The sequence below is a fragment of the Plastoroseomonas arctica genome, from assembly GCF_018128965.1.
GTDB lineage: Bacteria > Pseudomonadota > Alphaproteobacteria > Acetobacterales > Acetobacteraceae > Plastoroseomonas > Plastoroseomonas arctica.
The window spans coordinates 28,831-52,658 of the sequence record NZ_JAAEDH010000026.1 but is presented as its reverse complement, the minus strand read 5'-3'; the positions used below and the strand labels follow the sequence as shown (position 1 = coordinate 52,658).

The 23,828-nt window shown below is 69.6% G+C and carries 22 protein-coding genes; 10 read left to right on the top strand and 12 right to left on the bottom strand.

Translation table 11 applies throughout. The features are described from left to right. Positions 1 to 369: 369 nt before the first annotated feature. Positions 370 to 552, top strand: a complete 183-nt coding sequence (locus GXW79_RS18825) for a hypothetical protein (RefSeq protein WP_211875989.1) — start codon at positions 370 to 372, stop codon at positions 550 to 552. Positions 553 to 599: 47 nt separating this feature from the next. On the opposite strand, the gene GXW79_RS18820 is transcribed toward GXW79_RS18825, so the two are convergent. After that, positions 600 to 1,892, bottom strand: coding sequence for an outer membrane beta-barrel protein (locus GXW79_RS18820; RefSeq protein ID WP_211875988.1), 1,293 nt, complete (start codon positions 1,890 to 1,892; stop codon positions 600 to 602). A 334-nt stretch (positions 1,893 to 2,226) separates the two neighbouring features. Next, the gene (locus tag GXW79_RS18815) at positions 2,227 to 2,679 is read right to left on the bottom strand and encodes a hypothetical protein (RefSeq protein WP_211875987.1); all 453 of its coding nucleotides are present in this window, start codon (positions 2,677 to 2,679) and stop codon (positions 2,227 to 2,229) included. Between the two features lie 308 nt (positions 2,680 to 2,987). On the opposite strand from GXW79_RS18815, the gene GXW79_RS18810 reads away from it, so the two are divergent. From GXW79_RS18810 to GXW79_RS18795, 4 genes are all read left to right on the top strand, one after another. Further along, positions 2,988 to 6,398 carry a beta strand repeat-containing protein gene (locus GXW79_RS18810; RefSeq protein ID WP_211875986.1) on the top strand — a complete coding sequence of 1,137 codons (3,411 nt, stop codon included), beginning with the start codon at positions 2,988 to 2,990 and terminating at the stop codon, positions 6,396 to 6,398. A gap of 168 nt (positions 6,399 to 6,566) precedes the next feature. Then, a complete protein-coding gene (locus GXW79_RS18805; protein ID WP_211875985.1) occupies positions 6,567 to 7,532 on the top strand; it encodes a Bug family tripartite tricarboxylate transporter substrate binding protein in 966 nt (321 codons plus the stop codon). Beyond that, positions 7,529 to 8,581, top strand: coding sequence for a TauD/TfdA family dioxygenase (locus GXW79_RS18800; RefSeq protein WP_211875984.1), 1,053 nt, complete (start codon positions 7,529 to 7,531; stop codon positions 8,579 to 8,581). Before GXW79_RS18805 ends, GXW79_RS18800 begins: the two co-directional genes overlap by 4 nt. Before the next feature lie 78 nt (positions 8,582 to 8,659). Beyond that, on the top strand, positions 8,660 to 9,646 hold the full coding sequence (locus GXW79_RS18795) for a Bug family tripartite tricarboxylate transporter substrate binding protein (protein ID WP_211875983.1): 987 nt from the start codon (positions 8,660 to 8,662) through the stop codon (positions 9,644 to 9,646). 287 nt (positions 9,647 to 9,933) lie between these two features. On the opposite strand, the gene ptsP is transcribed toward GXW79_RS18795, so the two are convergent. Genes ptsP through GXW79_RS18770 form a run of 5 tightly spaced genes read right to left on the bottom strand, consistent with a single transcriptional unit; the run spans position 9,934 to position 13,876 of the window. Further along, complete coding sequence (gene ptsP, locus GXW79_RS18790) at positions 9,934 to 11,763, bottom strand: phosphoenolpyruvate--protein phosphotransferase (RefSeq protein WP_211875982.1); 1,830 nt, start codon at positions 11,761 to 11,763, stop codon at positions 9,934 to 9,936. Further along, positions 11,753 to 12,061 (bottom strand): HPr family phosphocarrier protein, encoded by a 309-nt coding sequence (locus tag GXW79_RS18785; RefSeq protein WP_211875981.1) that lies wholly within the window; start codon positions 12,059 to 12,061, stop codon positions 11,753 to 11,755. Before GXW79_RS18785 ends, ptsP begins: the two co-directional genes overlap by 11 nt. Beyond that, the gene (locus GXW79_RS18780) at positions 12,058 to 12,492 is read right to left on the bottom strand and encodes a PTS sugar transporter subunit IIA (protein ID WP_211875980.1); all 435 of its coding nucleotides are present in this window, start codon (positions 12,490 to 12,492) and stop codon (positions 12,058 to 12,060) included. The genes GXW79_RS18785 and GXW79_RS18780 overlap by 4 nt, the downstream gene beginning before the upstream one ends. Then, complete coding sequence (gene rapZ / locus GXW79_RS18775) at positions 12,489 to 13,427, bottom strand: RNase adapter RapZ (protein WP_211875979.1); 939 nt, start codon at positions 13,425 to 13,427, stop codon at positions 12,489 to 12,491. The genes GXW79_RS18780 and rapZ overlap by 4 nt, the downstream gene beginning before the upstream one ends. A gap of 2 nt (positions 13,428 to 13,429) precedes the next feature. Next, the gene (locus tag GXW79_RS18770) at positions 13,430 to 13,876 is read right to left on the bottom strand and encodes an HPr kinase/phosphorylase (protein WP_211875999.1); all 447 of its coding nucleotides are present in this window, start codon (positions 13,874 to 13,876) and stop codon (positions 13,430 to 13,432) included. A 135-nt stretch (positions 13,877 to 14,011) separates the two neighbouring features. On the opposite strand from GXW79_RS18770, the gene GXW79_RS18765 reads away from it, so the two are divergent. The 4 genes from GXW79_RS18765 to GXW79_RS18750 are packed head-to-tail and all read left to right on the top strand — an operon-like array spanning position 14,012 to position 18,084. After that, positions 14,012 to 14,980, top strand: a complete 969-nt coding sequence (locus GXW79_RS18765) for a Bug family tripartite tricarboxylate transporter substrate binding protein (RefSeq protein WP_211875978.1) — start codon at positions 14,012 to 14,014, stop codon at positions 14,978 to 14,980. A 5-nt stretch (positions 14,981 to 14,985) separates the two neighbouring features. Further along, entirely contained in the window at positions 14,986 to 16,332 is a 1,347-nt protein-coding gene (locus GXW79_RS18760) for an MmgE/PrpD family protein (protein ID WP_211875977.1), read from the top strand. Then, complete coding sequence (locus GXW79_RS18755; RefSeq protein ID WP_211875976.1) at positions 16,325 to 17,128, top strand: HpcH/HpaI aldolase family protein; 804 nt, start codon at positions 16,325 to 16,327, stop codon at positions 17,126 to 17,128. Before GXW79_RS18760 ends, GXW79_RS18755 begins: the two co-directional genes overlap by 8 nt. Continuing rightward, positions 17,125 to 18,084: a Bug family tripartite tricarboxylate transporter substrate binding protein gene (locus tag GXW79_RS18750; protein WP_211875975.1), complete on the top strand. Its 960-nt coding sequence runs from the start codon at positions 17,125 to 17,127 to the stop codon at positions 18,082 to 18,084. Before GXW79_RS18755 ends, GXW79_RS18750 begins: the two co-directional genes overlap by 4 nt. Before the next feature lie 3 nt (positions 18,085 to 18,087). Here GXW79_RS18750 and GXW79_RS18745 read toward each other — a convergent pair whose 3' ends face one another. The 5 genes from GXW79_RS18745 to GXW79_RS18725 form a co-directional block, all read right to left on the bottom strand. Further along, positions 18,088 to 19,062: a Bug family tripartite tricarboxylate transporter substrate binding protein gene (locus GXW79_RS18745; protein WP_211875974.1), complete on the bottom strand. Its 975-nt coding sequence runs from the start codon at positions 19,060 to 19,062 to the stop codon at positions 18,088 to 18,090. A 14-nt stretch (positions 19,063 to 19,076) separates the two neighbouring features. Continuing rightward, the gene (locus GXW79_RS18740) at positions 19,077 to 19,928 is read right to left on the bottom strand and encodes a tripartite tricarboxylate transporter substrate binding protein (RefSeq protein ID WP_211875973.1); all 852 of its coding nucleotides are present in this window, start codon (positions 19,926 to 19,928) and stop codon (positions 19,077 to 19,079) included. 122 nt (positions 19,929 to 20,050) lie between these two features. After that, entirely contained in the window at positions 20,051 to 20,875 is an 825-nt protein-coding gene (locus GXW79_RS18735; RefSeq protein WP_211875972.1) for an alpha/beta fold hydrolase, read from the bottom strand. Beyond that, on the bottom strand, positions 20,872 to 21,750 hold the full coding sequence (locus tag GXW79_RS18730) for an SMP-30/gluconolactonase/LRE family protein (protein WP_211875971.1): 879 nt from the start codon (positions 21,748 to 21,750) through the stop codon (positions 20,872 to 20,874). Before GXW79_RS18730 ends, GXW79_RS18735 begins: the two co-directional genes overlap by 4 nt. Continuing rightward, positions 21,747 to 22,913 (bottom strand): NADH:flavin oxidoreductase/NADH oxidase, encoded by a 1,167-nt coding sequence (locus GXW79_RS18725; protein ID WP_211875970.1) that lies wholly within the window; start codon positions 22,911 to 22,913, stop codon positions 21,747 to 21,749. Before GXW79_RS18725 ends, GXW79_RS18730 begins: the two co-directional genes overlap by 4 nt. Before the next feature lie 125 nt (positions 22,914 to 23,038). Between GXW79_RS18725 and GXW79_RS18720 the strand changes: the two genes are divergently transcribed. Beyond that, complete coding sequence (locus GXW79_RS18720; RefSeq protein WP_211875969.1) at positions 23,039 to 23,827, top strand: IclR family transcriptional regulator; 789 nt, start codon at positions 23,039 to 23,041, stop codon at positions 23,825 to 23,827. Position 23,828 lies beyond the last annotated feature (1 nt).

The window sequence follows — 23,828 nt, the reverse complement described above, 5'->3', positions numbered from 1 at the left end:
GGGTGCGCGCGGTCTTGTTACTTCGGCGAGCAAGCAAAACGTCAGCTTTGAAGCCGCCTACCGCGCAAGGCGGATCAAGCCGCCTACCGTTGCAAGAGAGTTAACGTCCAAGAGGGATCATCGCGGGTTGTAGAAATTTATTAACACTTCCTGGTTGCAAACACGTGCCTTGCGCGCTTTTTTCGACAGCCGATCCGGCCGATTTGCGGCGCACCCGATCGCGGATCGCGACATGGAGGCAGCGCGGACCGTCGCCAATGCTGGGTTCCACAGATCGCATAACGCCGGGACCGAGGCGATTGCGGTATTGCAAAGAGTTTCACTCGACCGTAAACCCGGACCATCACTTTATCAGACGGCGACCAGACAATGCTGCAATCGACCGGTCGCAACCAGATCTACGGCGCCGAAGCGCTGCTGCCAGTCGACCGGCGAGAGTCCAGCTTGATGAAAAGACGATCGCCGGCGCGTGGCATCCTCATCGGCCTGGCTATTTCAGCTATACTGTGGCTCGTGATCGTGCTGGCCATCATGAGCCTGCTGCGCGATTGACCGGCGTCAGCCTGCCGCGCCACCGAGGCGCGGCGGCGACCGCAGGCTCAGAGGCTGATCCGCAGCCGAAGGAACACCAGGTTCTGGTCGTATTCCTCGATCCCGGCCGTCGTCCCGAAGCGCGTGACGTGCTGGTAGGTGGCGATCATCGACAGGTTGCGGTTGATCAGCCACCGCGCCGACAGCACCCCGACCGCGTCCGAGGCGCGTTGGGACGGGTTGCTGTATTCGCGCCGCTCGAGCGACACCTCGGCCCCTAGGATGATGTTGCGCTGCAGCTCATGGTCCACCCGCAGCGAGCCCAGGGTGCGCAGGAAGCCCTCGCCACCGCTGCGGACGGAATCATCCACGCCGCGTCGCACCGCGGCGGTGATGGTCGTGAGCTGGCTGGGCAGGTAGACGAGGCGCGCATCGAGGCCGACGCCCTCGATCGACCGCCGCGTGGAATCCCGATACTCCCGCCGGGCATAGCCGACGCCGATGCTCGCCTGGTAGACGCCGTCGAAATCATAGGCGAAGCCGGCCAGCACATCGAAGGTGAAGCTGTCGATGCGGCCGCCGCGCCGTCCCTCGCCATCGAGCTCCTCTGCGCGGAGCGCGAGAGTCGCCGAACGCCCGGGCGTCAGCTCGTAGGCAATCGTCGTGCCGGCCGAGTAGGCGAAGTAGTCGATGGCGACGGTGTTGTCGACGAGCGCGGCGCTCTCCCCGCCGTCGAAGCTCACATGACGCACCTGGCCATAGGCGGTGCCCGAGAGCCGGTTGATGCGGCTGCGGGCGATCAGCCGTGCGGTCTGTTCGTCGAAGGGCAGCGGTTCGCGGAAGCCCGCCCGCTGCAGGTCCAGCGTCTGCACCGAGAGGAAGCTGTGCCGCTGCGACAGCTGCAGCTCCACGCTGGACGATGAATCGATGTCGTAGCGGCCAAGCCCGGCGAGCGACCAATCGGTTGTGTTGAGCCGGGATTCGTTCGCGTAGGTCAGGTTCTCGATGCGGGCCGACAAGGCGGCCGCGTGGATCCCCCACTGGCTTTGCACCGATGCGGCACCGCCGTTGGCGAAGACCAGGCTGGAGCGTCGGTCGCGCTCGGTGCCGAACAGGTTGTCGTCGAAGCCGAGGCCGGTTTCGGCGGATGCGTCGAGCCGGAAGCTGCCCAGCCGCACGCCGAGCGGGTCAAACTCCGGGCGCGACCGGGTGGTGACGGTGACGCCGCGCTGGACCGCATCCGCATCGCGCCGCTGCGCCACGGCGGGGGTCGAGCTGAGACAGGCCGCGATCGAAAGCCCTGCGAGCGCCGTGGCGACGCAGCCGGTGGAGACAGACCTGGTGCGCAGGCGTGGGGGCAACCGGCTCGACATGCTTGGTGCAACTCGATCTGTCTCGCCGTTCTGATGGCACAGTCGCAACCGGCCCGTAAAGAGGCTCATGGCAGCGAGGCATCGAAGCGTTCGCGCTGGCATTGTTTCTGTAAATCACATCGCACGACCGGACGCCTTCGATGGCCCGCAGCCCTAAATTGTCGGGCGACACCCGCCGTTTCCTGCACACGTCGAAACAGATGCCAGAGCGTGTTGGTGCAACGCAATGGCGAAGAAAGTTTGTGACCTCGCGCCACGATGAACCAATTCATATCAAGCTCGCGGTCCGATCCATGTCGCTGTGGCTCGCCAACCCGGACCCTCAACCCGCCGTACTGGGCACGCCAGGGCGCGAGGCAGGAAACCGCCCGGTGGGGTGCCGCCCCGTTCGCCCGAAGCGGTTGAGAATGTAGCGTCGCCCGGGATACAGCGTCGCCACATGGCGAATACCGCAGACCGTCGCCCGCGCATGATCCGCGCCACCCAGCATCAGCACGACCGTGTCGCCGTCGAGCACGTCCGCGAAGCCCGGCGTCCGCCCTCCGTTCAGCCACTCTGTCGCGACGGCATGGTCGCATAGCGCCCAGCATACGCCGCCGACGACACGCCCATCCTCCACCGCCAACACGTAGTGGTTGCGCCTGATCGCGCCGCCCACCGTCTCCGCGACCTCGCCAAGAGGCAGCGTCGCAAAAGGAGCGCGCGCGGCGAGATAGGTCATCAGCGCGGCGAAGCCGCTATCCACGCGCGACGCGCGACTCATGCGAATGGCCATGTCCAACCCCTCGTTCAGCACCAATAAGTTGTGCGTTTCATAGCAACGACAACCTCGCTTGGCAGGTGCTCGCCGATGCGCTCGGCCCATCTTTACGGATGATACGGCCGCTTGGATGATGCCGTTACAAAGTTATTTCATCACTCTTCTTTGTCTATATTTTCAGCATGTTATCGATAACCTGCCGCAGCATCGCGTGTTACTGCGGCATCGCCGAAGAAGCTTAGCGACACGGCCAGGATCGGGCCGTGAAGACGACATTGTTTTGCTGCAACGAAACTTGAAGAATGCTCAGGGAGTCTAGCGTCATGGCTGTTATTGTTGGTGGTGTCGGCGGCGATACTTTGGTCGACACGGATCAGAGCGATTCGATTGCCGGGCTGTCTGGCAGTGACACCATCTCGGTCAGTGCTGGCGCTGATACCGTAGATGGCGGTGCCGACGCCGACCGCCTTGTCGTCAATTACGCCACGGCCGCCGACCCGATCCGCAACGTCGGCGAGACCGGCTTCGCCAGTGGCGGCGTCTCGGGCCTGCCCAGCGTGACCTTCACCAGCGTGGAAAGCTTCGACATCACCACCGGCGTTGGAGCGGACACCATCCGCAGCTTCGTGCGCGAGGATGTCACGAATAACAACAACGCCAATGTCATTTCCGGCGACGACGTCATCCGCACCGGCGATGGCGCCGACCTCGCCGCCGGCGGCGGCGGCGCGGATTCCCTCTATGGCGGCACCGGCGACGACATTCTCGACGGCGACGGCGCGCTCTCCGGCAAGTTCGGCGGCGGCAACCTCGCGAGCCTCGAATTCATCGGCAACGACGCCCTGTTCGGCGAGGCCGGCAATGACCGCCTCTACGGCGGCAATGGCGCGGACATCCTCGATGGCGGGATCGGCGACGACCTGCTGATCGGCGACCGGATCATCTTCCAGGCCAGCGATTCGAGTGCATTCGGCGGCGGCGGCGTGCGCGTGCAGGAGAGCACCGGCAGCGACCAGCTCTCCGGCGACGACACGCTGGTAGGCGGCGAGGGCAATGACACCATCGCCGGCAATGCCGGCAATGACAGCATCTCGGGCGGCAGCGGCGACGACCTGGCTCAGGTGACCGTCACCTCCGACGGCGCCGACCGCGTCGACCTGGGCAGCGGCAACGACGTGGTCCAGGTCACCGCCAACGCGGATTCCCAGGTGTCGAGCGCGGTCCGCGTCACCTTCACCAGCGCCGAGGTCGGCAACGGCAATCCCCTCGATGGCGGCGCCATGGCCGGGCAGGATGGCGGCCTCGCCGTGCGCCTCCAGTCGGAGAACTACAGTGACGGCGTGGTCGGCCCGGTCGGCCGCTATGACGACGAGGGCATCACCTTCGTCGCCCAGGGCGCGGTCACCTTCGATGTGCGCGACCTGGTCTCGGGCGCGCAGCGTGGCAACCAGTTCCAAGCCGTGGCGCTTGGCACCGCCGGCGCGGATGCGCTGACCGCCCAGCAGCCAAGCCTCGCCTATTACTTCAATGCCGGCATGGGCGACGACCAGGTCACCGGCGGCACGGCCAACGACTTCCTGGTGGGTGGCGCCGGCAACGACCTGCTCGATGGCGCGTCGGGGGATGACAGCTTCCTTGGCGGCGCTGGCAACGACATCCTCAATGGCGGCGACGGTGCCGACAATCTCGATGGCGGCGACGGCAATGACATCATCGGCAACCCGTCGCAGGGCGGCGCCGGCCGCGACCTGATCGCGGGTGGCGCGGGCGACGACACCATCACCTCGCTCGACACGCCGGCGAGCTTCTTCAGCGGCGTCATCGCGCCCGAGGCGGACACGGTGAGCGGCGGCGCAGGCAATGACGAGATCACCGCCGGGCGGCTCGACGTGCTCGACGGCGGCGATGGCGTGGATCGGCTGCTGCTGAATTTCGGCTTCAACGGGCCGGCGGCGGCCCCCGCGATCAGCATCACCCTGAACGCCGCCGGCACCGGCACCGCGAGCGACGGCACCTCCATCACCGGCTTCGAGTTTTTGAACTTCACCCTGACCGATGGCGCCGACCTGGCGATCACCGGCGATGCGGTCGCCGCGATCGACGGCATGGGCGGCAATGACACGATCGTCACGGGTGCGGGCGCGGACATCCTCAACGGCGGCGGCGGCGATGATTCGCTCAGCGCCGGCGCGGGCGACGACAATCTCTCGGGCGGCGGCGGTTCGGACACCATCCGCGGCGGCGACGGCATCGATAGCCTGTTCGTCGGCGCCCAGGATCCCGGCACCGACAATGTCGATCTCGGTGGCGGCATGGACATGGTCCGCGTCGAGGGCATTCCCGGCCAGATCCGGCTGACCTTCACCAGCGCCGAGGTCGGCAATGGCCTCGCAACCGATGGCGGCATGATGGCCGGCCAGGATGGCGGCCTCGCGCTGCGCTTCCAGACCGAGGACAGCGCCGGCGCGCTGAGCGGCCCCATCAGCCGCTACGATGATGAGGGCGTGACCTTCATCGGCGGCACCCAGGGCATCACCTTCGACGTGCGCGACCTGGTGTCGGGCACGCAGCGCGGCGACCAGTTCGTCGGCGTCTCGCTGGGCACCAGCGGCGATGACGTGCTGAGCTTCTTCCCGCCGTTCCGCGCCAATGACCCCTATTACTACAATGCCGGGCTTGGGAATGACCGCATCGACGCGGGCAACGGCAACGACTTCCTGGTCGGCGGAGCGGGTGCCGACACGCTGAACGCCGGCGCGGGCCAGGATGGCCTGCTCGGCGGCGCCGGCGATGATCGCCTGGTCGGCGGCCTCGGCAACGACAACATCGACGGCGGCGCCGGGTTCGACACCGCGGTGTTCAGCGGCAAGTTCGCCAGCTACATCGCGACCGACCTCGGTCAGCGCATCACCATCGCGGGCGCCGACGGGTCCGATGTCCTGACCGGTGTCGAGCGCTTGGTGTTCGACGACGCCACCATCGACATCAATGACGGCAATGCGCTGTTCGACACGCTGTTCTACCTGCAGCAGAACCCGGACGTGCTCGCCGCCGGCGTTAACGCGCTGGATCACTTCAACCAGATCGGCTTCAAGGAGGGGCGCGACCCGAACGCCTTCTTCGACACGTCGGGCTACCTCGCGGTCAATCGTGATGTCGCCGCGTCGGGCATCAATCCCTTGGAGCATTACCGGCTCTACGGCGCCGCCGAGCAGCGCGACACGTCGATCGACTTCGACACCGGCCTGTACTTGTTGAAGAACCCCGACGTCGCCGCCGCCAATCCCCTCAACCCGCTCGAGCACTTCCTGAGCTTCGGCCGGGCCGAGGGCCGGGCCAGCTACACGGCCATCGGCACGGTCGCGCCGGATGCGTTCGACCGGGAGTTCTATCTGCTGTCCAACCCCGATGTCGCCGCCTCCGGCCTCGACGCGCGGACGCATTTCGCGACCTATGGCGGGAATGAAGGCCGCGCCGCGAACGTGCTGTTCGACACCACCTACTACCTCGCGATGAACCCCGACGTGGATGCGGCGAATCTCGATCCGCTGACCCACTACAACCTGTTCGGGTACAAGGAAGGCCGCGACCCCTCGGCCGCGTTCGACACCAGCGCCTACCTGGCGGCGAACCCCGATGTCGCCAGCGCCGGCGTGAATCCCCTGGCCCACTACCTCCAGGCCGGTATCTACGAAGGCCGGGCCATCGCCGACGATCACGCGCTGATCGCATGATCGCCTGCGCTCGCCGGGCATAGCTTGGCCGGCGCAGGCGGCGATACTTGCAAGCGGCAGCTGCGCAACGGGCCGCCGGCGCTTGGCGTTTCGCGGAACCCGGCCGAAGCGGTGCTTGACGCGCCGCGGCGCCGGGTCCGTCATGGGCGCCGATATTCGGAGCTCCCCATGCCCCTGCCCCGCCGCGCCCTGCCGCTGCTGGCCACCTCCCTCGGCGCGTCGCTGGCCGCTCCGGCCATCGCGCAGACCGCGCGGACGATCCGCTTCGTCGTCCCCTGGCCGCCGGGCGGGCTCAACGACCTGATCGCACGCGCCTTCAACGACCGCGTCTCGCGCCTGATGGGCGTGACCATCGTGAACGACTTCAAGCCCGGCGCCGGCGGGCGCATCGGCGTGGCGGAGGTGGCGCGCGCCGCACCCGATGGCCTGACCATCGGCATGGGCAATCTCGGGCCGCTGACGATCTTCCCGAATCTCTATCGCGACATGCCCTTCGACGTGGCGCGCGACCTCGCCCCCATCACCATGTTCGCCGCCTCCCCGCTGGTGCTGGTGGTAAACAACGACCTGCCGGTGCGCTCGGTCGCCGACCTGATCGCCCTGGCGCTCGCGCGGCCAGGGCGGCTGAACTACGCCTCCATCGGCGTGGGCACCGCGCAGCACCTGATCTTCGAGATGTTCCGCGCGCAGGAAGGCATCGCGATGGAGCACATCCCCTATCGCGGCAACACCGACAGCCTGATCGCCATCCTGCAATCCGACGTGCAGGCGATGTTCGAGACGCTGCCCTCGCTGCTGGTCCCGATCGCCGACGGCAAGGTCCGCCCGATCGCCGTCACCACGCCCGAGCGCGTGCCCTCGCTGCCGCAGGTGCCGACGCTGAAGGAGGCCGGCCTCGATATGGAGGTGACCACCTGGTACGCGGTAATCGCGCCCGCGCGCACGCCCGAGAACGTTCTCGCCACGTTGTACGCCGCCTATACCGAGGTCTCGCGCACCGCCGAGATGCAGCGCTTCCTCGCCGAGCAAGGGCTGATCTACGCGGCCAATACGCGCACTGAATTCGCCGCCCGCATCGTGGCCGAGACGGCGCGCTGGGGCCGCATCATCCGCGAGAGAGGGATTTCGGTATGAACGACATCATCGGCGGCCGTGCCGCCTGGCGCGGCGACCAGGTGACGCAGAGCCCGCTCTGGGGCCGGCGCTTTACCGAGGCGGAGATCGCGGCGCTCGACGCCGCACTCGCCGGCACGCGCGGCATCGCGCCGCCCCGGCTGCGGGCGGAGGATTTCGCCATCCCCACGCTGCGCCCGCTGCTCGACGCCGTGGCCGAGGAGCTTGAGCAGGGCACCGGCGTGGTGCGCCTCTCCGGCCTGCCCACCGGGCGGTGGGATGCGGCCGCGTTGAAGACGGTGTTCTGGGGGATCTGCGCCAATCTCGGGACGCCGCTCTACCAGACCGCCGCGGGCGAAGTGCTGGCCGAGGTGAAGGACGAGACCGGCACCGGCGCGGCGGTGACGGGTGCGACCGCGGATGGCTCCGTGCCCTCCGCTCGTGCGCGGTCGCGCTCGACCGGGCCGTTGCGCTTCCACACCGACAAATGCGACATCCTCGCCCTGCTGTGTGCCTCGAACGGCATCGCCGGGGGCGTGTCCAAGGTCGTGTCCACCGTCGCCGTGCAGGACGAGATCTCGCGCCGCGACCCCGCCCTGCTGAAGGTGCTCTACGAGGATTTCTGGCGCATGAAGCCGGGCGACGAGGAAGGCGAGCGCACCACCGACCGCATCTTCGCCATGCCCGTCTTCGCGCGCGGGCCTGCGGGCGAGTTCACCAGCCAGTACAGCCGCACCTATGTCGAGATGGCCCATGCCGTCGAAGGCGTGCCGGCGCTGAAGCCCGAGCAGATCGCCGCGATGGACCTGCTCGCCGAGGTGGCCGAGGAGCTCTGCTACCAGGCGCCGTTCGATCCGGGCGACCTGCAGCTGCTCAACCAGCATGTGAGCTACCACGGCCGCACTGCCTATTCCGATGGTGCCGAGGGCAAGCGCGTGCTGCTGCGCATTTGGCTCGCGGTGCCGTTCAGCCGCGCCCTGCCCGAGGGCCACCGTGTGCAATGGGGCGAGACCCGGCCCGGTGCGCTGCGCGGCGGCGCCATTCTGGGGCGCAGCGCCATCGCCGCCTGAACGCGCCGCGCCGGGTGACCGGCGGGCGGGGCTGTGGCTATGCTGGGATTCGGGACGTCCAGGAACCGGGAGAACAGCATGCTGACGCGCCGCGTTGTGGCAGGCCTCGCGATGGCCGGCCTTGCGCCTGGCCCATGGGTCGCGGCCCAGACGGACCGCCCGCTGACCATGGTCACGGGCTATTCGCCCGGCGGGTCTACCGACATCGCCGCACGCATCATGAACGAGCGCTTCGCAACCCATCTCGGCGGCGGCACGCGCATCGTGGTGGAGAACCGGCCGGGCGCCTCGGGCGTGGTCGCCAGCGAATGGCTGCGGCGCCAGGCGCCCGACGGTTCGGTGGTGATGATCGCCGAGACCGGCTCCCACGCCATCGCGCCCAATGCCGTCATCGGCTGGAACCGCTACGACCCGGTCAACGACTTTACCCATCTCGGCATCATCGGCGCGCCGCCGCTGATCCTGGTGGTGAACAACCGCGTCCCCGGCGCCACCGCCGCGGAGGTGGTGGAGCATCTCCGCCGCGCCACGCCCGAGAGCATCACCTACGCGACCTCCGGCGTCGGCGGCATCCTGCATCTCGCCACCGAGATGCTGGCCCAGCAGCTCGGCCAGCGCTTCGTCCACGTGCCCTATCGCAGCGGCGCCCAGATGCTGCAGGCGATCCACACCGGTGAGGCGCAGTTCGGCATCGCGGCGCTAGCCTCGGCCAATGCGATGGTGCGCGAGGGGCTGGTCCGCGGCGTGGCGGTGACCACGACGACGCGCTTCTCGACCTATCCCGCCATCCCGACGCTGACCGAGGCCGCCGTGCCCGGCTTCGAGTTCGACGTCTGGTACATCCTGGTGGGGCCGCCGGGGATGCCGCGCCCGGCCGCGACGGCGCTCAACCGAGCGCTGGTCGCCACGCTGGCGGAGGATCCGATCCGCGACCGGCTGCTCGCCGCCGGGCACGACACCTGGCGCGCCCCGAACGGCCTGCCCGAAGCGCGCGCCTTCATCGAGCGCGAGGTGGCCAAGTTCCGCGAGGTGGTGCGCCGAACCGGGGTGTGGCTGGAGGGGTAGGTGGTGGGCTGCCTCGATCTCCGAGTCTCCGCCGAGCGGTGGCCGGTTCAAGAGCAAGCGGCCGTTTGCCGCGCCTTCGGCACCCTCGAGCCGACCCCACGCCCGTCGAGCAGGCTGCAATCGAAGCAAGCCGAGCTGTGCGGCCCATTCCTTTCTTCGACCCCAAGCCTCGTTCCGGCCGGCGGGCGTGGGTCAAGGGGCGCGCAGCGCCGGGCGAAGCCCGCTTGCCCTTGACGCCCGCCCGCCCGCCGGACGGGCGCAGCATCATGGGGCGATGCAGGGCACAACTATCCCCGCTCCGGAACCCCGCTCGCAAAATTCTCGACCAGCTCATGGATGCGCACAGGGTCGGACTGCTCCATCACGCGCCGCGCGAAACGGGCGCAGTCGGTGATGTCGAGCGCGCGCACCGCCTGCTTCACCCGCGGCAGCGACGCCGCGTTCATCGACAGGCAGCGGATCCCCAGGCCCAGCAGCAGCGGCACCAGCTTGGCGTTGCCCGCCACCTCGCCACAGACGGAGACCGGGATGCGCAGCCGCAGCGCCGCCTCGGTCGCGAACTGCATCAGCCGCAGCACCGCCGGGTGCAGCGGGTCGTACAGATGGGCCACATCCGCTTCGGCGCGATCGACGGCGAGCGTGTACATGGCCAGGTCATTGGTGCCGATGGCGAAGAAATCCGCCTCCAGCGCGATCGCATCGGCGGCGAGTGCTGCGCCCGGCGTCTCGATCATCACGCCCAGCATGGGCAGTTTTTCCGGCAGGCGTTCGCCGCGCCGGCGCAGGCGGCGGGCCACGCGCTCATAGATCTCGCGCGTCAGCTTCACCTCGTCGGGGATGGTGACCATCGGCAGCAGCACGCGCACCGCGCCCTCGGGCGCCTGGCCGGCGGTGCGCAGGATGGCGGCGAACTGCGTCTCCAGCAGCTCCGGGCGCTTCAGCAGCATGCGCAGCCCGCGCAGGCCGAGCGCGGGGTTCGGGCCGGCATGGGTATGCTCGTCGGACTCCGACAGCGCCTCGATGTTCTTCTCCCCGCCCCAGTCGAGCACGCGGATAGTGACGGGGTCGCCGGCGAGCGCCTCCACGATCTGCGCATACGCGGCGTGCTGGTCGTCCTCGCCGGGCAGGTCGTCGCGGTTCATGAACAGGAACTCGGTGCGCAGCAGGCCGATGCCCTGGGCGCCGGCCTGGGCGATCAGCGGAAGCTCCTGCAGGATCTCGAGGTTGGCGTGCAGCTCCACCATCTCGCCATCGATGGTCTGGGCCGGCAGCCGGCGCAGCTTGGCGAGCTTCGCGCGCTCGCGGGTGAAGGCGGCGAGCTTTTCGCGGATGGAGCCGAGCGTCGCGGGCGTGGGATGCAGGTAGGCGCGCCCGGCGCTGCCGTCGATCGCGATGGTGTCGCCGCGCGCGGCCGCGTCGGTGAGGCCCGTGCAGGCGACGACCGAGGGAATGCCGAGCGCGCGCAGCATGATGGCGGTGTGGCCATCGGCCCCGCCCTCGTCGGTCGCCACACCCGCGATGCGGGAGGGGTCGAGCAGCGCGGCATCCGCCGGCGTGAGCTCCTCGGCGATCAGGATCGCGCCCTCGGGGATGTCCTTGAGGCTGCGGAACGCCTTGCCCAGGATGTTGCGCGTGAGGCGGCGCGCGATCTCGCGCACCTCGGTGGCGCGCCGCGTGAGGCCCGACTTGTCGTCATCCTTGTTGGCCAGGATGATCGCCGCGATCGCCTCCGCCTCATCGCTCACCGCGGTCTCGGCGCCGAGGAGGTCGGTCTCGATGCGCTTGCGCGCGCCGCGGATCAGCCGCGAGTTGCCCAGCATCATCGCATAGGCGTCGAGCAACGGGCCGAGCTCGTCCTGCGCTTCCTCGGGCAGGATGCCGATGCGGTTGCGCAGCTTGATGACCTGCTTCTTCGACAGCGCGACGGCGGTGCTCAGCCGCAGCCGCTCGGCCTCGATCGAGGGCGGGGCGATGGAGCGGCGCGGCGTCTCGGTGGGCTGTTCGGTGGTATCGAATACGGGGCCGATGGCGAAGCCGGGTGCGACCGGAATGCCCGGCAGCGTGACTTCGCGCAGCTTGCCGCGGGAAGGCTTGAGCTTCGGCGGCTCAGTCTTCATGGAAGCCGGCTTCGATCAGGCCGGCCACGGCTTCCATCGCCTCGCGCGCATCCCAGCCCTCGGCCTCGATGACGACGGTCGCACCCTTGCCGGCGCCGAGCATCATCAGCCCCATGATCGAGCAGGCCGGGACCGACTGGCCATTGGCGTGGATGGTGAGCGAGCATGCGAAGCGTTCGGCGAGTGTGACCAGCTTGGCCGCGGCGCGCGCGTGCAGCCCGCGCGAATTGCGGATTGTGACGGTGCTGCGCAGCGTCATCCCCGCAGCAGCCGGCGGCGAGGAGTTCCCGTCGTTCATTGCCCCTGCCCCGCGGGCTTCACGAGCTTGGTGCCGTTGAGCATATCGGCACCGCAGGCGATGTATTTGCGCCCCGCCATCTTCGCGTGCTCCACCGCATCGGCCAGCTTCTCGGTGCCGCGCAGCTTCGCCAGCTTTACCAGCAAAGGCAGGTTGACGCCGGCGATGACGTCCACGCCGGTGCGGTCGCGCATCATCTGCATGGCGAGGTTCGAGGGCGTACCGCCCTGCATGTCGGTGAGCACGACCACGCCGTCGCCCTGGTCGACCGCGTCGATCCCGCCGCCGATGTCGCGGCGGGAGTGTTCCATGTCATCCTCCGGCCCGATGCAGACCGTGGCGACGCCAAGCTGCTTGCCCACCACATGTTCCATGGCGAGCCGCAATTCCTCGGCCAGACGGCCGTGGGTGACCAGCACGAGACCGATCATGATGTTTGTATAAGGGCCTCCCGACCCGGGTCAGTGACGGCGCCGAGGGCGATGGGGGGCAGAGTGCCGCCGCCGATCTCCCGGTGGATCAGGTCCACCCGCCAGCCGTCGTGGTGAAGATGGTGTGCCAGGCGCTCTGCTGCCAGGACCGAGCGGTGCTTTCCCCCGGTGCAGCCGAACGCGATGGTCAGGTATTTCTTGCCCTCCACGGCGTAGCGCGGCAGCAGCGGCGCGAGAAGTGCGGTGAGGTTCGCCCAGAAGGCCGGGAAGTCAGGATCGGCCTCGATGAAGGCGGCGACCGCGGCATCGCGCCCGGTGAGCGGGCGCAGTGCCGGGTTGTAATGCGGGTTGGTCAGGAAGCGCAGGTCAAACACCAGGTCCGCCTCGCGCGGCAGGCCCTTGGGGTACGCGAAGGACATCACGGTCACGGCGAGGCCTGGGCCGCCTTCGGGGCGGAAGCGGCGCTCGATCAGCCGGCGCATGTCGGGCAGGGGCAAATCGGTGGTGTCCACGATCAGGTCCGCCGCGTCGACGAGCGGGGCCATCAGCCCCGTCTCGCGGGCGATGCCGTCGGCGACGCGGTTGCCCAACGGCCCTCCCGGTGCCAGCGGATGGCGCCTGCGCGTCTCGGTGAAGCGGCGCAACAGCACGTCGGGCTCGGCGGTGGCGAAGACCAGGGTCACGGCGATGTCCGGGCGCATGCGCAGCCGGTCGAGCAGGCGCATCGCGGCGGCGGCGTCGAAATCCCGGGTGCGGCAATCGACCCCGGCGGCGAGCGCCTGGGCGCCGTCACCCACCAGCGCCTCGAGCACCGAGAGCGGCGGGTTGTCCACCGTCTCGAATCCGAGGTCTTCCAGAACGTTGAGGATGGAGGCCTTGCCCGCACCGGACAGACCGGTGACCAGCACGACCTCGCGGGGTTTGCCGGCGTCCATCCTCAGCCGAACCCGGCGGCGAGGCGGCGGCGGCCGAGGACGACGTCCAGCGCCACCCCCAGCTTCCGGGGCGCCGAGGCGGCCGAGGGATCGAGCGCGATGGCTGGCAGGCTGTGCCCTGCATGGGACCACTGCGCGCGTTCGGGAAGGCGCGGCACATCCGCCGCCGGCACCAGTCGCGCGACCAGGCGCAACGCAGCGCGCGGCGTCACCGGCACGTCCCCGAGCACGCCGATGCCGCGCAGCTCCAGCAGGCCGGAGAGCGCGGGGGGCGCGGATGCGGCGAGGTCGTCTCCGACACCAGTCTCGATCTCCACCTGATCATCGGCCACCAGCGACCATCCGATATCGAGCAGTCTGAACAACAGATCCGATTTGCCCGCGCCAGGCGGGCCCAGGAGGAGAACGCCCCACCCGTCCCGGGCGGCGCAGCCGCCATGGACCAACATTTCGTTACACACCGTCCATTCGCTGTAACGGACCATGACAGAAAGGCCGGGGCTGGGGAAGGAGGGGGACCGACGGGGCAATTTGCTTCGCCCGGCTTCCGACCTAGGGTGGCGCAAAACCAATTGGGAGACGCCATGTTCCGCCGCCGCCACCTGCTTGCTGCCGGCCTCGCGCCCGTCACGGCCGGCGATGCCTCGGCGCAGGCCTGGCCGCAGCGCCCGGTGCGCATCCTGGTGCCCTACCCGCCGGGCTCGGGCACCGACATCATCGGGCGCATCCTGGCCGAACGGCTGCAGGTGGCCTGGGGCCAGCCGGTGGTGGTGGAGAACCGGCCCGGCGCCGGCGGCAGCCTGGGCACCGAGGTGGCGGCGCGGGCGCCGGCGGACGGGCACACGCTGCTGATCGCCGACACCGGGCCGCTGGCCATCGCGCCGACGCTCTTCGCCCGGCTTGGCTATGATCCGCTGGTCGATTTCGCCCCCATCACGCTGCTCGCGCGGCTGTCCTACGTGCTGGTGGTGAACCCGGCCGTCGCAGCGCGCGATGCCGCGCAATTCGTGGCACTTGCGCGCGCCCAGCCGGGGCGGGTGGCCTATGCCTCGGTCGGCAATGGCAGCTTCACGCACCTGGCGATGGAGCTGTTCCGCACATCCGAGGGCATCACGCTCAACCACGTGCCCTATCGCGGCAGCGCGCCGGCGCTGAACGACGTGGTCGGCGGCCAGGTCGCGGCGATGTTCGTGAACACGCTCTCCTCGGTCGATTTGATCCGCGCGGGGCGGTTGCGCGCGCTGGCCATCGGGTCTCAGGCGCGGCTGCCGGTGCTGCCGGAGGTGCCGACGCTCACCGAGGCGTTGGGCAAGCCGATGGCGGCGGAGGCCTGGTTCGGCCTGCTCGCCCCGCGCGGCACGCCGGGCGAGATCGTCACGCGCATCGCGGCGGATGTGGCGACGCTCGCGGCGGACCCGGTGCAGCGCGCGCGGATGGAAGCGACGGGTGCGGAGATCGCGGTGACCACGCCAGAGGTCTTCGCCGCGATGATCCGCGAGGAGGGCGCGCGCTGGGCGCCGATCGTGCGTGCCTCCGGCGCGCAGGTGGATTGAAGGACATGGCGATGGACGATCTGGGTGGGACGGCGCTGTTGGCGCGGCTGACGGCGGAACATCGATGGGAGGATGTGCCGGAGGATGTGCGGCATGAGGGTGTGCGGTCCTTCGTGAACTGGCTCGGCTGCGCGATCGGCGGGGCGCCGCATGCGGGCGTGGCGGCGGCGCTGCGCGCGGCCGAGATGTTCGGCACCGGGCCGGCGGTGGCGAGCCTGCCGGGGCTAGGCCGGCGCGCCGACCCGGCGACGGCGGCGCTGGTGAACGGCATCTCCTCCCACGTGCTGGATTTCGACGACACGCATGAGACGGCGCTGATCCACCCGAGCGCGCCGGTGCTCTCCGCCGCGCTGGCCTTGGCCGAGGCGCGCGGGGCGGATGGCGCGGCGCTGCTGCACGCCTTCCTGCTCGGCGTGGAGGTCGCCTGCCGGGTCGGGCGCGCGGTCATGCCCTCGCATTACGACGCCGGCTGGCACGCCACCGGCACGGCGGGCGCGATCGGCGCGGCGGCGGCGGCGGCGCGGCTGCTGGGCCTCGATGCGCAGCGCTGCGGCTGGGCGATCGGCATGGGCGCGACGCAGCCGGTCGGGCTGCGGGTGCATTTCGGGTCCATGGTGAAGAGCCTGCATCCCGGCCGCGCGGCGCAGAACGGGTTGCTTGCGGCGAGCCTCGCGGCCGAGGGGTTCGACGCCGCGCCCGACGCCATCGAGGGCCGGCGCGGTTTTGGCGAGGTGCTGGCGCGCGGCTATGCGCCGGAACGGATCAGCGAAGGCCTGGGCGAGAGCTGGGAGATCACGGGCAACACCTACAAGCCCTTCGCCTGCGGGCTGGTGGTGCACCCGGTGATCGATCTGTGCCTGGGGCTGCGCGCAACGGAGGGGTTTGCGCTGGCGGAGGTCGCTTCGGTGCAACTGCGCGTGCATCCGCTGGTCCTCGACCTGACGGGCAAGCGCCAGCCGACGACCGGGCTTGAGGGCAAGTTCAGCGTCTTCCACGCCGCCGCCGTGGCGCTGGTCGATGGCGCCGGCGGCGAGCGCGAATTCGACGATGCCCGCGTGCGGGCGCCCGAGGTCATCGCCGTGCGCGACCGGGTGGAGGCGGTCGCCGACCCGGGCTGCGGGCGGATGGAGGCGGATGTGGTGCTCACCATGCGCGACGGGCGCCGCATCTCCGTCACCACGACGACTCCGCTCGGCAGCCTGGCCAACCCGATGTCGGATGAGGCGCTCTCGGTGAAGTTCCTCGGCCTCGCTGAACCCGTGCTGAGTGCTGCGAAATGCGCGCGGTTGCTCGAGCGGAGCTGGGCGATGGCGGAGCAGAAAAACCTCGGCTGGATCGCGACCGATGCGTGAGGAGGCAAGGATGGACAATCCGGTGCTGCGTAGCCTGCGCGACGGCAAGCCGGCCTTCGGCATGAGCGTACGGATGACGCGCTCCGCCGATATCGCGCGCATCGCCCGTGCGACCGGGCACGACTTCCTCTTCATCGACACGCAGCACGCGATCTTCGACATCGAGACCATCGCGCATATCGCGCAGACCGCGCTGGCCATCGGCGTCGCGCCGGTGGTGCGGGTGCGCGGGGTGGACGACCCGGACATCGCGCTGCTGCTCGACAATGGGGTCAGCGGGATCGTGTTTCCCGACATCTCCACCGTGGCGCAGGCGCGGCGCGCGGTGGAGATCGTGCGGTTTCCACCGCTGGGCAAACGCTCGGTCTCCGGCGGCTACGTGCAGTTCGATTTCCGCACGCGGCCGGTGGGCGAGGCGGTGGCGGAATTGCAGGCGGCGACGCTGCTCGTGTGCATGATCGAAACCGTCGAGGGGCTGGAGAACGTCGAAGCCATCGCGGCGGTGCCGGGCATCGACGTGCTGCATGTCGGCAGCAATGATTTGCTCGTGGGCATGGGCAAGGCCGGGCAGTTCGACGACTCGGCCATCGTCACCGCGCAGGACCGGGTGATCGCGGCGGCGCGGGCCAACGGCATCTTCGCGGGATGCGGCGGCAACCGCGACGTCGCGCGCCAGGCGGAGGCGGTGCGGCGCGGGGCGCTGTTCCTCACCACGCAGAGCGACATCGCGCTGCTCGCCGCGGCCGCCGGCGCCTGGACGGCGGGGCTGCGCAAGGCGCTCGGAGACGCACCATGAAGCGGCGCGGGCTGATAGCGGCGGCAAGCTTCGCCGCCCTGCCGGCACGGGCCCAAGAATTTCCGCGCCAGCCGGTGCGGATGATCGCGACCTCCGCGCCCGGCGGGTCCATCGACGTGGTGGCGCGCATCGTCACGCCCTTCATGGGCGAGGCGCTGGGCCGCCCGGTGCTGGTAGAGAATCGCGGCGGTGGCGGCGGCACCATTGCGGCCGAGATGGTGGCGAACGCGCCGCCCGACGGCCACGTCATCGGCATCTTCACGGTCAGCGCCGGCGTGCTGAATGCGGGGCTTTATCGCTCCCTGCGGTTCAACACGCGGCAGGCCTTCGCGCCGATCAGCCTGATCAACACGATGCCCATGCTGCTGACCGTCGGTAACCGCGTTCCCGCGCACAGCCTGGGGGAGCTGGTGGCGCTGATGCGGGCGCGCCCCGGGCGGCTGACCTATGGCTCCTCCGGCCCCGGCTCGATCAACCACATGAGCGCGCATCTGCTGAACACGCGCAGCGGCACCACGGCGGAGCACATCCCCTTCCGCGGCGCCGGCCCCGCGATCACCGCGATGATCTCGGGCGATACGGATTTCCTGATCGAGGGTGTCGCGAGCCAGGCGCCCTTCGTGCGGCAGGGCACGATCCGTGCGCTGGCCGTCACGTCGAAGCAGCGCAGCGCGGTGCTGCCGGACGTGCCGACGGTGGAGGAAGCCGGGATCGCGGATTTCGAGATCCTGAACTGGATGGCGCTGTTCGCCCCTGTAGCGACGCCGGTGCCGGTGGTGCGGCGGCTGCAGGAAGCGACGCAGGCCGCGGTGCGCGATGGCGCCACGAATGCACGGCTGCGCGCGGCCGGAGTGGAGCCGGTCGGCTCGACCGCGGCCGAGCTGGAAGCATTCTGGGATGCGCAATTCCGGATGTGGGCGCCCGTGGTCGCGGCGTCCGGGGTGGTGTTGGAGTAGCGGCTACTCCGGCCGCAGCCCGGCGATCGCGATGGCGCGGCGCGCCTTCTCCAGCTCGCCCTGCAGCAGCGCGGCGAAGCCGGGCGTGGTGAGTTCCGCCGGTGTCGGCGCGTCGGCGCCGAAGCTGAGCAGGCGGGCGAGGATCTCGGGGTCGGCCACGGCCTCGGCGATGGCGGCCTGGACGCTGGCGAGGATGGGCGGGGGTGTGCCGGAAGGCGCGAAGAGGCCCACGAAAGAGGCGGCGAGAAAGCCCGCAAGTCCCTGCTCGATGAAGGTCGGTATGTCGGGAAGCTGCGCGTTGCGTGCGGGTGCGGCGACGCCCAGGATGCGGCCGCGCCCGTCGCGGTGCAGGTCCAGCACCGATGGCATCTCGATCAGCACGCCATCGACGTTGCCAGCCAGGAAATCCGGCAGCGTGGAGCCGCCGCCGCGATAGGGCACATGGACCAGGTTCGCCCCGGTCGCGGCGATGAAAAGCTCGAGCGGCAGGTGGTTTGCGCCGCCGATGCCGGAGGTGCCGATAGTCACGCCGCGCGGCTGCGCCTTGGAATAGGTGACCAGTTCGCCCAGCGTCCGGACGGGAAGCGAAGGCTTGATGATGATCACCATCGGCACCGAGCCGAGCAGCGCCACGGGCACCAGATCCGTGATCGGGTCGTAGCGGCGATTGGCCTGCAGCAGCGGCCCGTTGACGATGGAGCCCGGGCTGCCGATCAGCATCGTGTAGCCATCGGGTGCGGCGCGGACCACGGCCTCGGTGCCGATGGCGCCGGTCGCGCCGGAGCGGTTCTCCACGATGATCGGCTGTCCGAGGCGCGCGGTGATGCGGTTCGCGAAGAGCCGCGCGGTGACGTCCGAGTTCCCGCCCGCCGCGAAGGGGACGATGAAGCGGATGGGGCGCTGCGGCCATGGTGCCTGCGCGAGGGCCGGTGCGATAGGCACGAGCGATGCGAGCAGAAGCGCGCGGCGGCGGGTCATGCGATGGACTCCAGTCATTGCGGCAACAGGCCGAGGGCATGGACGAGGGCGCGCTTCTCGGCATCGTCGCGAAGTGCGGCGGCAGTGAAGGCGGCGCGGTCGGCGTAGAGGATGGGTTCGCCCAGGCGCGCCATCACGGCGCGGAAGGAGGCCGCCTCGGTCGCCTGGCGGCACAGCGTATCGAAGCGCTGCGCGAGGCCGGCCGGCGCCCCGCGCGGCAGCATCAGCCCCGCGAGCACGGGCTGTAGCGTGGGCAAGTTCAGCTCGCGCGTGGAGGGGATGTCAGGTGCCGCGATGGATCGGCTCTCGCCGAAGACGGCGAGCAGGCGCACGGGCTTGCCGCGGCTGCCGCCGACGGTGCCGATGCCGAAATCCAGGCGCCCGGCGATGAGTTCGGGGTAGATCGGCACCTCGCCGCGGAACGGCACGTCGACCAGGCGAAGCTCGAGCCCGCGCACGATGTTCGCGAAGGACAGGTGGCCGAGCGAGTTGGTGCCGAAGTGCCCATAGGTCAGCGCGCCAGGTCGCGTGCGGATGGCGCCGATAAGCGTGGGCAGGTCACGGAAGGGCGAGGCTTCGGCGACGGTGACGGTCAGGACGTTCTCGAAGACCTTGCAGACGTAGTCGAAGTTTTGGGCCGTGAAGGGCACGTTGCGGATGGTGTGCGCGGCAGTCGTGATGGGCGTGATTGGTCCGAAGCCTATGGTCAGCCCATCGGGCCGCGCCTGGGCGAGGGCCTGGGCGCCGACGATCCCCGCCGCGCCGTCGCGGTTGACGACGACGAAGCGCCCATCGGTGAGGTCCGACATGGATTGCGCGAGTGCGCGGCCGATGGTGTCGACAACGCCCCCCGGCGCCCAAGACACGATGACCGAGACGGGCCTGTCGCTCCACGGCGTCTCGCTCTGTGCATGGGCCGATGCAGTGAGGAGGCACCAAGTGGCAACAATAAAAGAAAGGGCGCGACGTATACGCCGCGGGGAGAAATTCATTTCCCCAGCCTTGCTTCGATTGCCGCGTTGACCTCGTCGGCCGCTTCATACGCCACCCAGTGCCCTGCGTTGGGTATGACGCTGATATCGGCGTCAGGCTTGAGTGCCTTCAGCACGTCGATCCGGTCCTGCAGGTTGCCCTTCGCCGGCTGGTCGAACTCCCCCCAGATCGCGTCGGTTGGCGCGGTGATCTCCGGCAGCAGTCGCCTGAGCGTCATCTGTGGCAGCGCCCCGCGCAGGCGCAGCCGGGAATGGTCGGAGTTCCAGGCCTGCGCCGCCAGCGCCAGCGCGTCGATGTTGCGTTCCTGATGGATCATGATGCGGCGGAGGTTTTCGCGATGCGCTTCGGTGCGCGCCGCGCCTAGCTTGTCGCGCACCCGTTCCATCTCGACGAAGTTCGCGGGCGTGAGGCCCCCGGAGCCCACGAGGATGAGGCGGGTGACGCGGTGGCCCAGCATGTGCGCGATCTGCCCGGCGATGGTGGCGCCGAGCGAGAAGCCCACCAGCGCGAAGGGCGTGCGGGGGATCAGCGTGTCGATGCCGTCGAGCAGCAGGGCCGCGAAGTTTTCGAGCGTGACCGGTGCCGGGGGCAGGGCGGAATCGCCGTAGCCGGGCATGTCGGCGCAGATCACCTGGTGACGCGCGGAGAGCGGGATGACGTTGTGGAGCCAGTGCCGCCAGGACCCCGCGGCGCCGTGCAGCAGCACGATGGGCGGCCCCTGCCCCCAGCTGTGCCAAACCACGCCGCCGGGTGTTTCGTGCCGGGTGCCTTTGGATTGGATTTCATTGAGCTGGGCTTCGGCGCCGTCGGTGTCTGTCATCCGGCAAACAGCGGCTCGGCAACGCCGCGCACCCCGAGGTCGTGGATGGCAAACAGCGCGCCTGCCAGCGGCTGCTGGGCGCGTTGGGCGGGATTGAGGAAGACGGTGCCGGAGGTGACGAACAGCGTCTCGAGGTTCGGGCCGCCGAAATTGCACATGGTGGGGTGCGTGACGGGCAGGCGGATGATGCACACCAGGCGGCCTTCGGGATCGAAGCGGCCGATGGAGCTGTCGCCGATCAGCGCGGCCCAGTAGTAGCCCTCGGCGTCGAAGGTGGCGCCGTCGATGCGCCAGGGCAGGTGCCGCGTGTCGAGGAAGACGCGCTTGTTGGACAGCGTGCCGGCGTCGAGGTCGAAATCGTAGCGCCACATGGTCTCGCCGCGGCTGTCGCCGAAGATGAGCGTGCGGTCGTCGGGGCTGAAGGCCATGCCGTTGGAGACGATGAAGCCTGTGTCCATGCGTTCGCAGTGGAAGCCGCCGTCGAGGCGATAGAGCGAGCCGCCGGCGTTGGTGTCGCCGGGGTCGCGGGAGCCGCACCAGTAGCGGCCGCGCCGGTCGCACCGGCCGTCGTTGAGGCGGTTCTCCGGCAGGTCGGGCTCGGGGTCCAGGATCAGGTCCACGGCACCGGTGTCGAGGTCGATGGTGGAAAAACCCTGCTTGAGGCCGGCGACGATGCCGCCGCCGCGGCGGAAGACGTAGCTGCCGATGTTGTTCGGCATTGCCCAGCTGCGCACCGACCCATCGGACTCCAGCCGGTGCAGCGCGGGCCTGCGCGTGTCGACCCAGTAGAGGCGCTTCTCGATCGGATGCCACATCGGGGATTCGCCCACGATGTCGGCGCCCTCATGGACCACCTCGATGGTTTCGCCGCTCATGGATTGGGGCCTTCGATGCCGGGCTGCCAGGTGGAGGGCCGGCCGCCGAAGCCGGCCTGGATGCGCTTTTCCAGCCAATAGCCATAGGCCGGCGGCACGGTCGCATAGGGCAGCGGCGCGCCGAGCTTTTCCGCGGCATCCAGCGCCCAGTTCGGGTTCTGCAGCATCTCGCGCCCGATCGCGACGAGGTCCGCCTGGCCGTCGCGCAGGATCGCCTCGGCCTGGTCGGCGTGGATGATGAGGCCCACCGCCATGGTCGCGATCTCCACCTCGGTGCGGATGCGCGCGGCGTAAGGCACCTGATAGCCGTAGCCGTGCTTGCGGCCGCTATCCACGATGGAGCGCGGCGTCATCCCGCCGCTGCTGCAATCGATCACGTCGACACCCACCGCACGCAGCTCACGGCAGAGCGCGATGGTGTCCTCGAGCGTGCCACCATCCTCATCGACGGCGGAGACGCGGAAGAACAGGGGCTTGTCCGCGGGCCAGTGGCGCCGCGTTTCCTCGGCGATCTCGATCGCGAAGCGCATGCGGTTCGCGGCGCTGCCGCCATAGGCGTCGTCGCGCTGGTTGGCAGTCGGCGAGAGGAACTGGTGCACCAGATAGCCATGCGCGCCGTGCAGCTCCAGCACGTCGAAGCCGGCGCGATCGGCGCGTGCGGCGGCGGCGCCGAATTCGGCGACGAGATCCTGGATCTCGGGAATGGTGAGCGCGCGCGGGGTGGCGACCCCTGGCGCGGCGGCGATGGCGCTGGGCGCGACCAGCTCCCAATCCTCGCCATGGTCGACGCCGGGATGGCTCGCGAGCGGCAGGCGGCCCTCCCAGGGCAGCGAGTTGCGCGCCTTGCGCCCGGAGTGGCCGAGCTGGATGCCGATGGCGGCACCCTGCGCCTTCACGAATGCGGTGATGCGCGACAGGGCGGGGATGAACGCATCCTTCCACAACCCGCAATCGCGCGGCGTGGTGCAGCCGCGCGGGTCCACCTTCGTCGATTCCATGAAGACCAGCCCGCAGCCGCCGACGGCGAACTTGCCCAGATGCATGAAGTGCCAGTCCGTGGTGTGCCCCGCCTCTGCGCAATAGGTCAGCATGGGCGAGAGCACGATGCGGTTGCGCAGCGTCAGCCCGCGGATGGTCAGTGGCTGGAACAGCAGGGGCGTCATGGGCTTCCTCCTCCGCGCCCCGTTCTTGTCGCGCGGGTTGCGCCATTTCGCAGTGCGAGTTAACTACTCGTTGAGGTGAACGCTAGCGCGCGACGATCGCGCCGTAAACCATGCGGGGGTGGCGGTTGGACGGCAAGGATCGGCAATTCGTCACCGCGCTTGCGCGCGGCCTGGCCCTGCTGGCGTGCTTCACGCCCGAACAGCCCGAGCTCAGCGGCTCCGAGCTCGCCAAGCGCGCGAAGCTGCCGCAGCCCACGGTCTGGCGGCTGTGCCACACCATGCTCAAGCTCGGCGTGCTGGTCAGCGTGCCTGGGGACAAGCTGCGTCCGGGGCTTGCGGCGCTGCGCCTGGGCCACAGCGCCATCGCGGGTTTCACCATCGCTGAACTGGCGCAGCCACACCTGCAGGCCCTTGCGGACCAGTTCTCCGGCGCGGGGGCAGTGGCGGCGCGCGACGGGCTCGACATGGTCGTGCTGGCCCGATGCGAGAGCGACAACCGGCTGCTGATGAACCTCCGCGTCGGCAGCCGCGTGCCGCTCGCGACCTCCGCGCTCGGCTGGGCCTGGCTGGTGGGTGCCGCACCCGAGGCGCGCGGTGCTGCCATCGCCGAGATGGAGGCGAAGGATGCCACGCGGTGGGGGCCGGCGAAGCGCGAATTCCACAAGGCGCTCGCCGAATACGCGGCCAAGGGCTGGATCATCAATGCCGGCATCCTGCACCGCGGCTACAACACCTGCGCCGTGCCGATTCTCGGGCCGGATGGCACTGTGCCCTACACCATCAATTGCGGCTCGGCGGCGGTGACGCTGAGCCCGGCGCGGCTGCGCGCCGAGGTCGGGCCGCAGCTTGTCGCCCTCGCCGAGATGCTGCGCCACGGCCTCAGCCCGCAGGAACGCCGGCCCCGCGTGGCGTGAG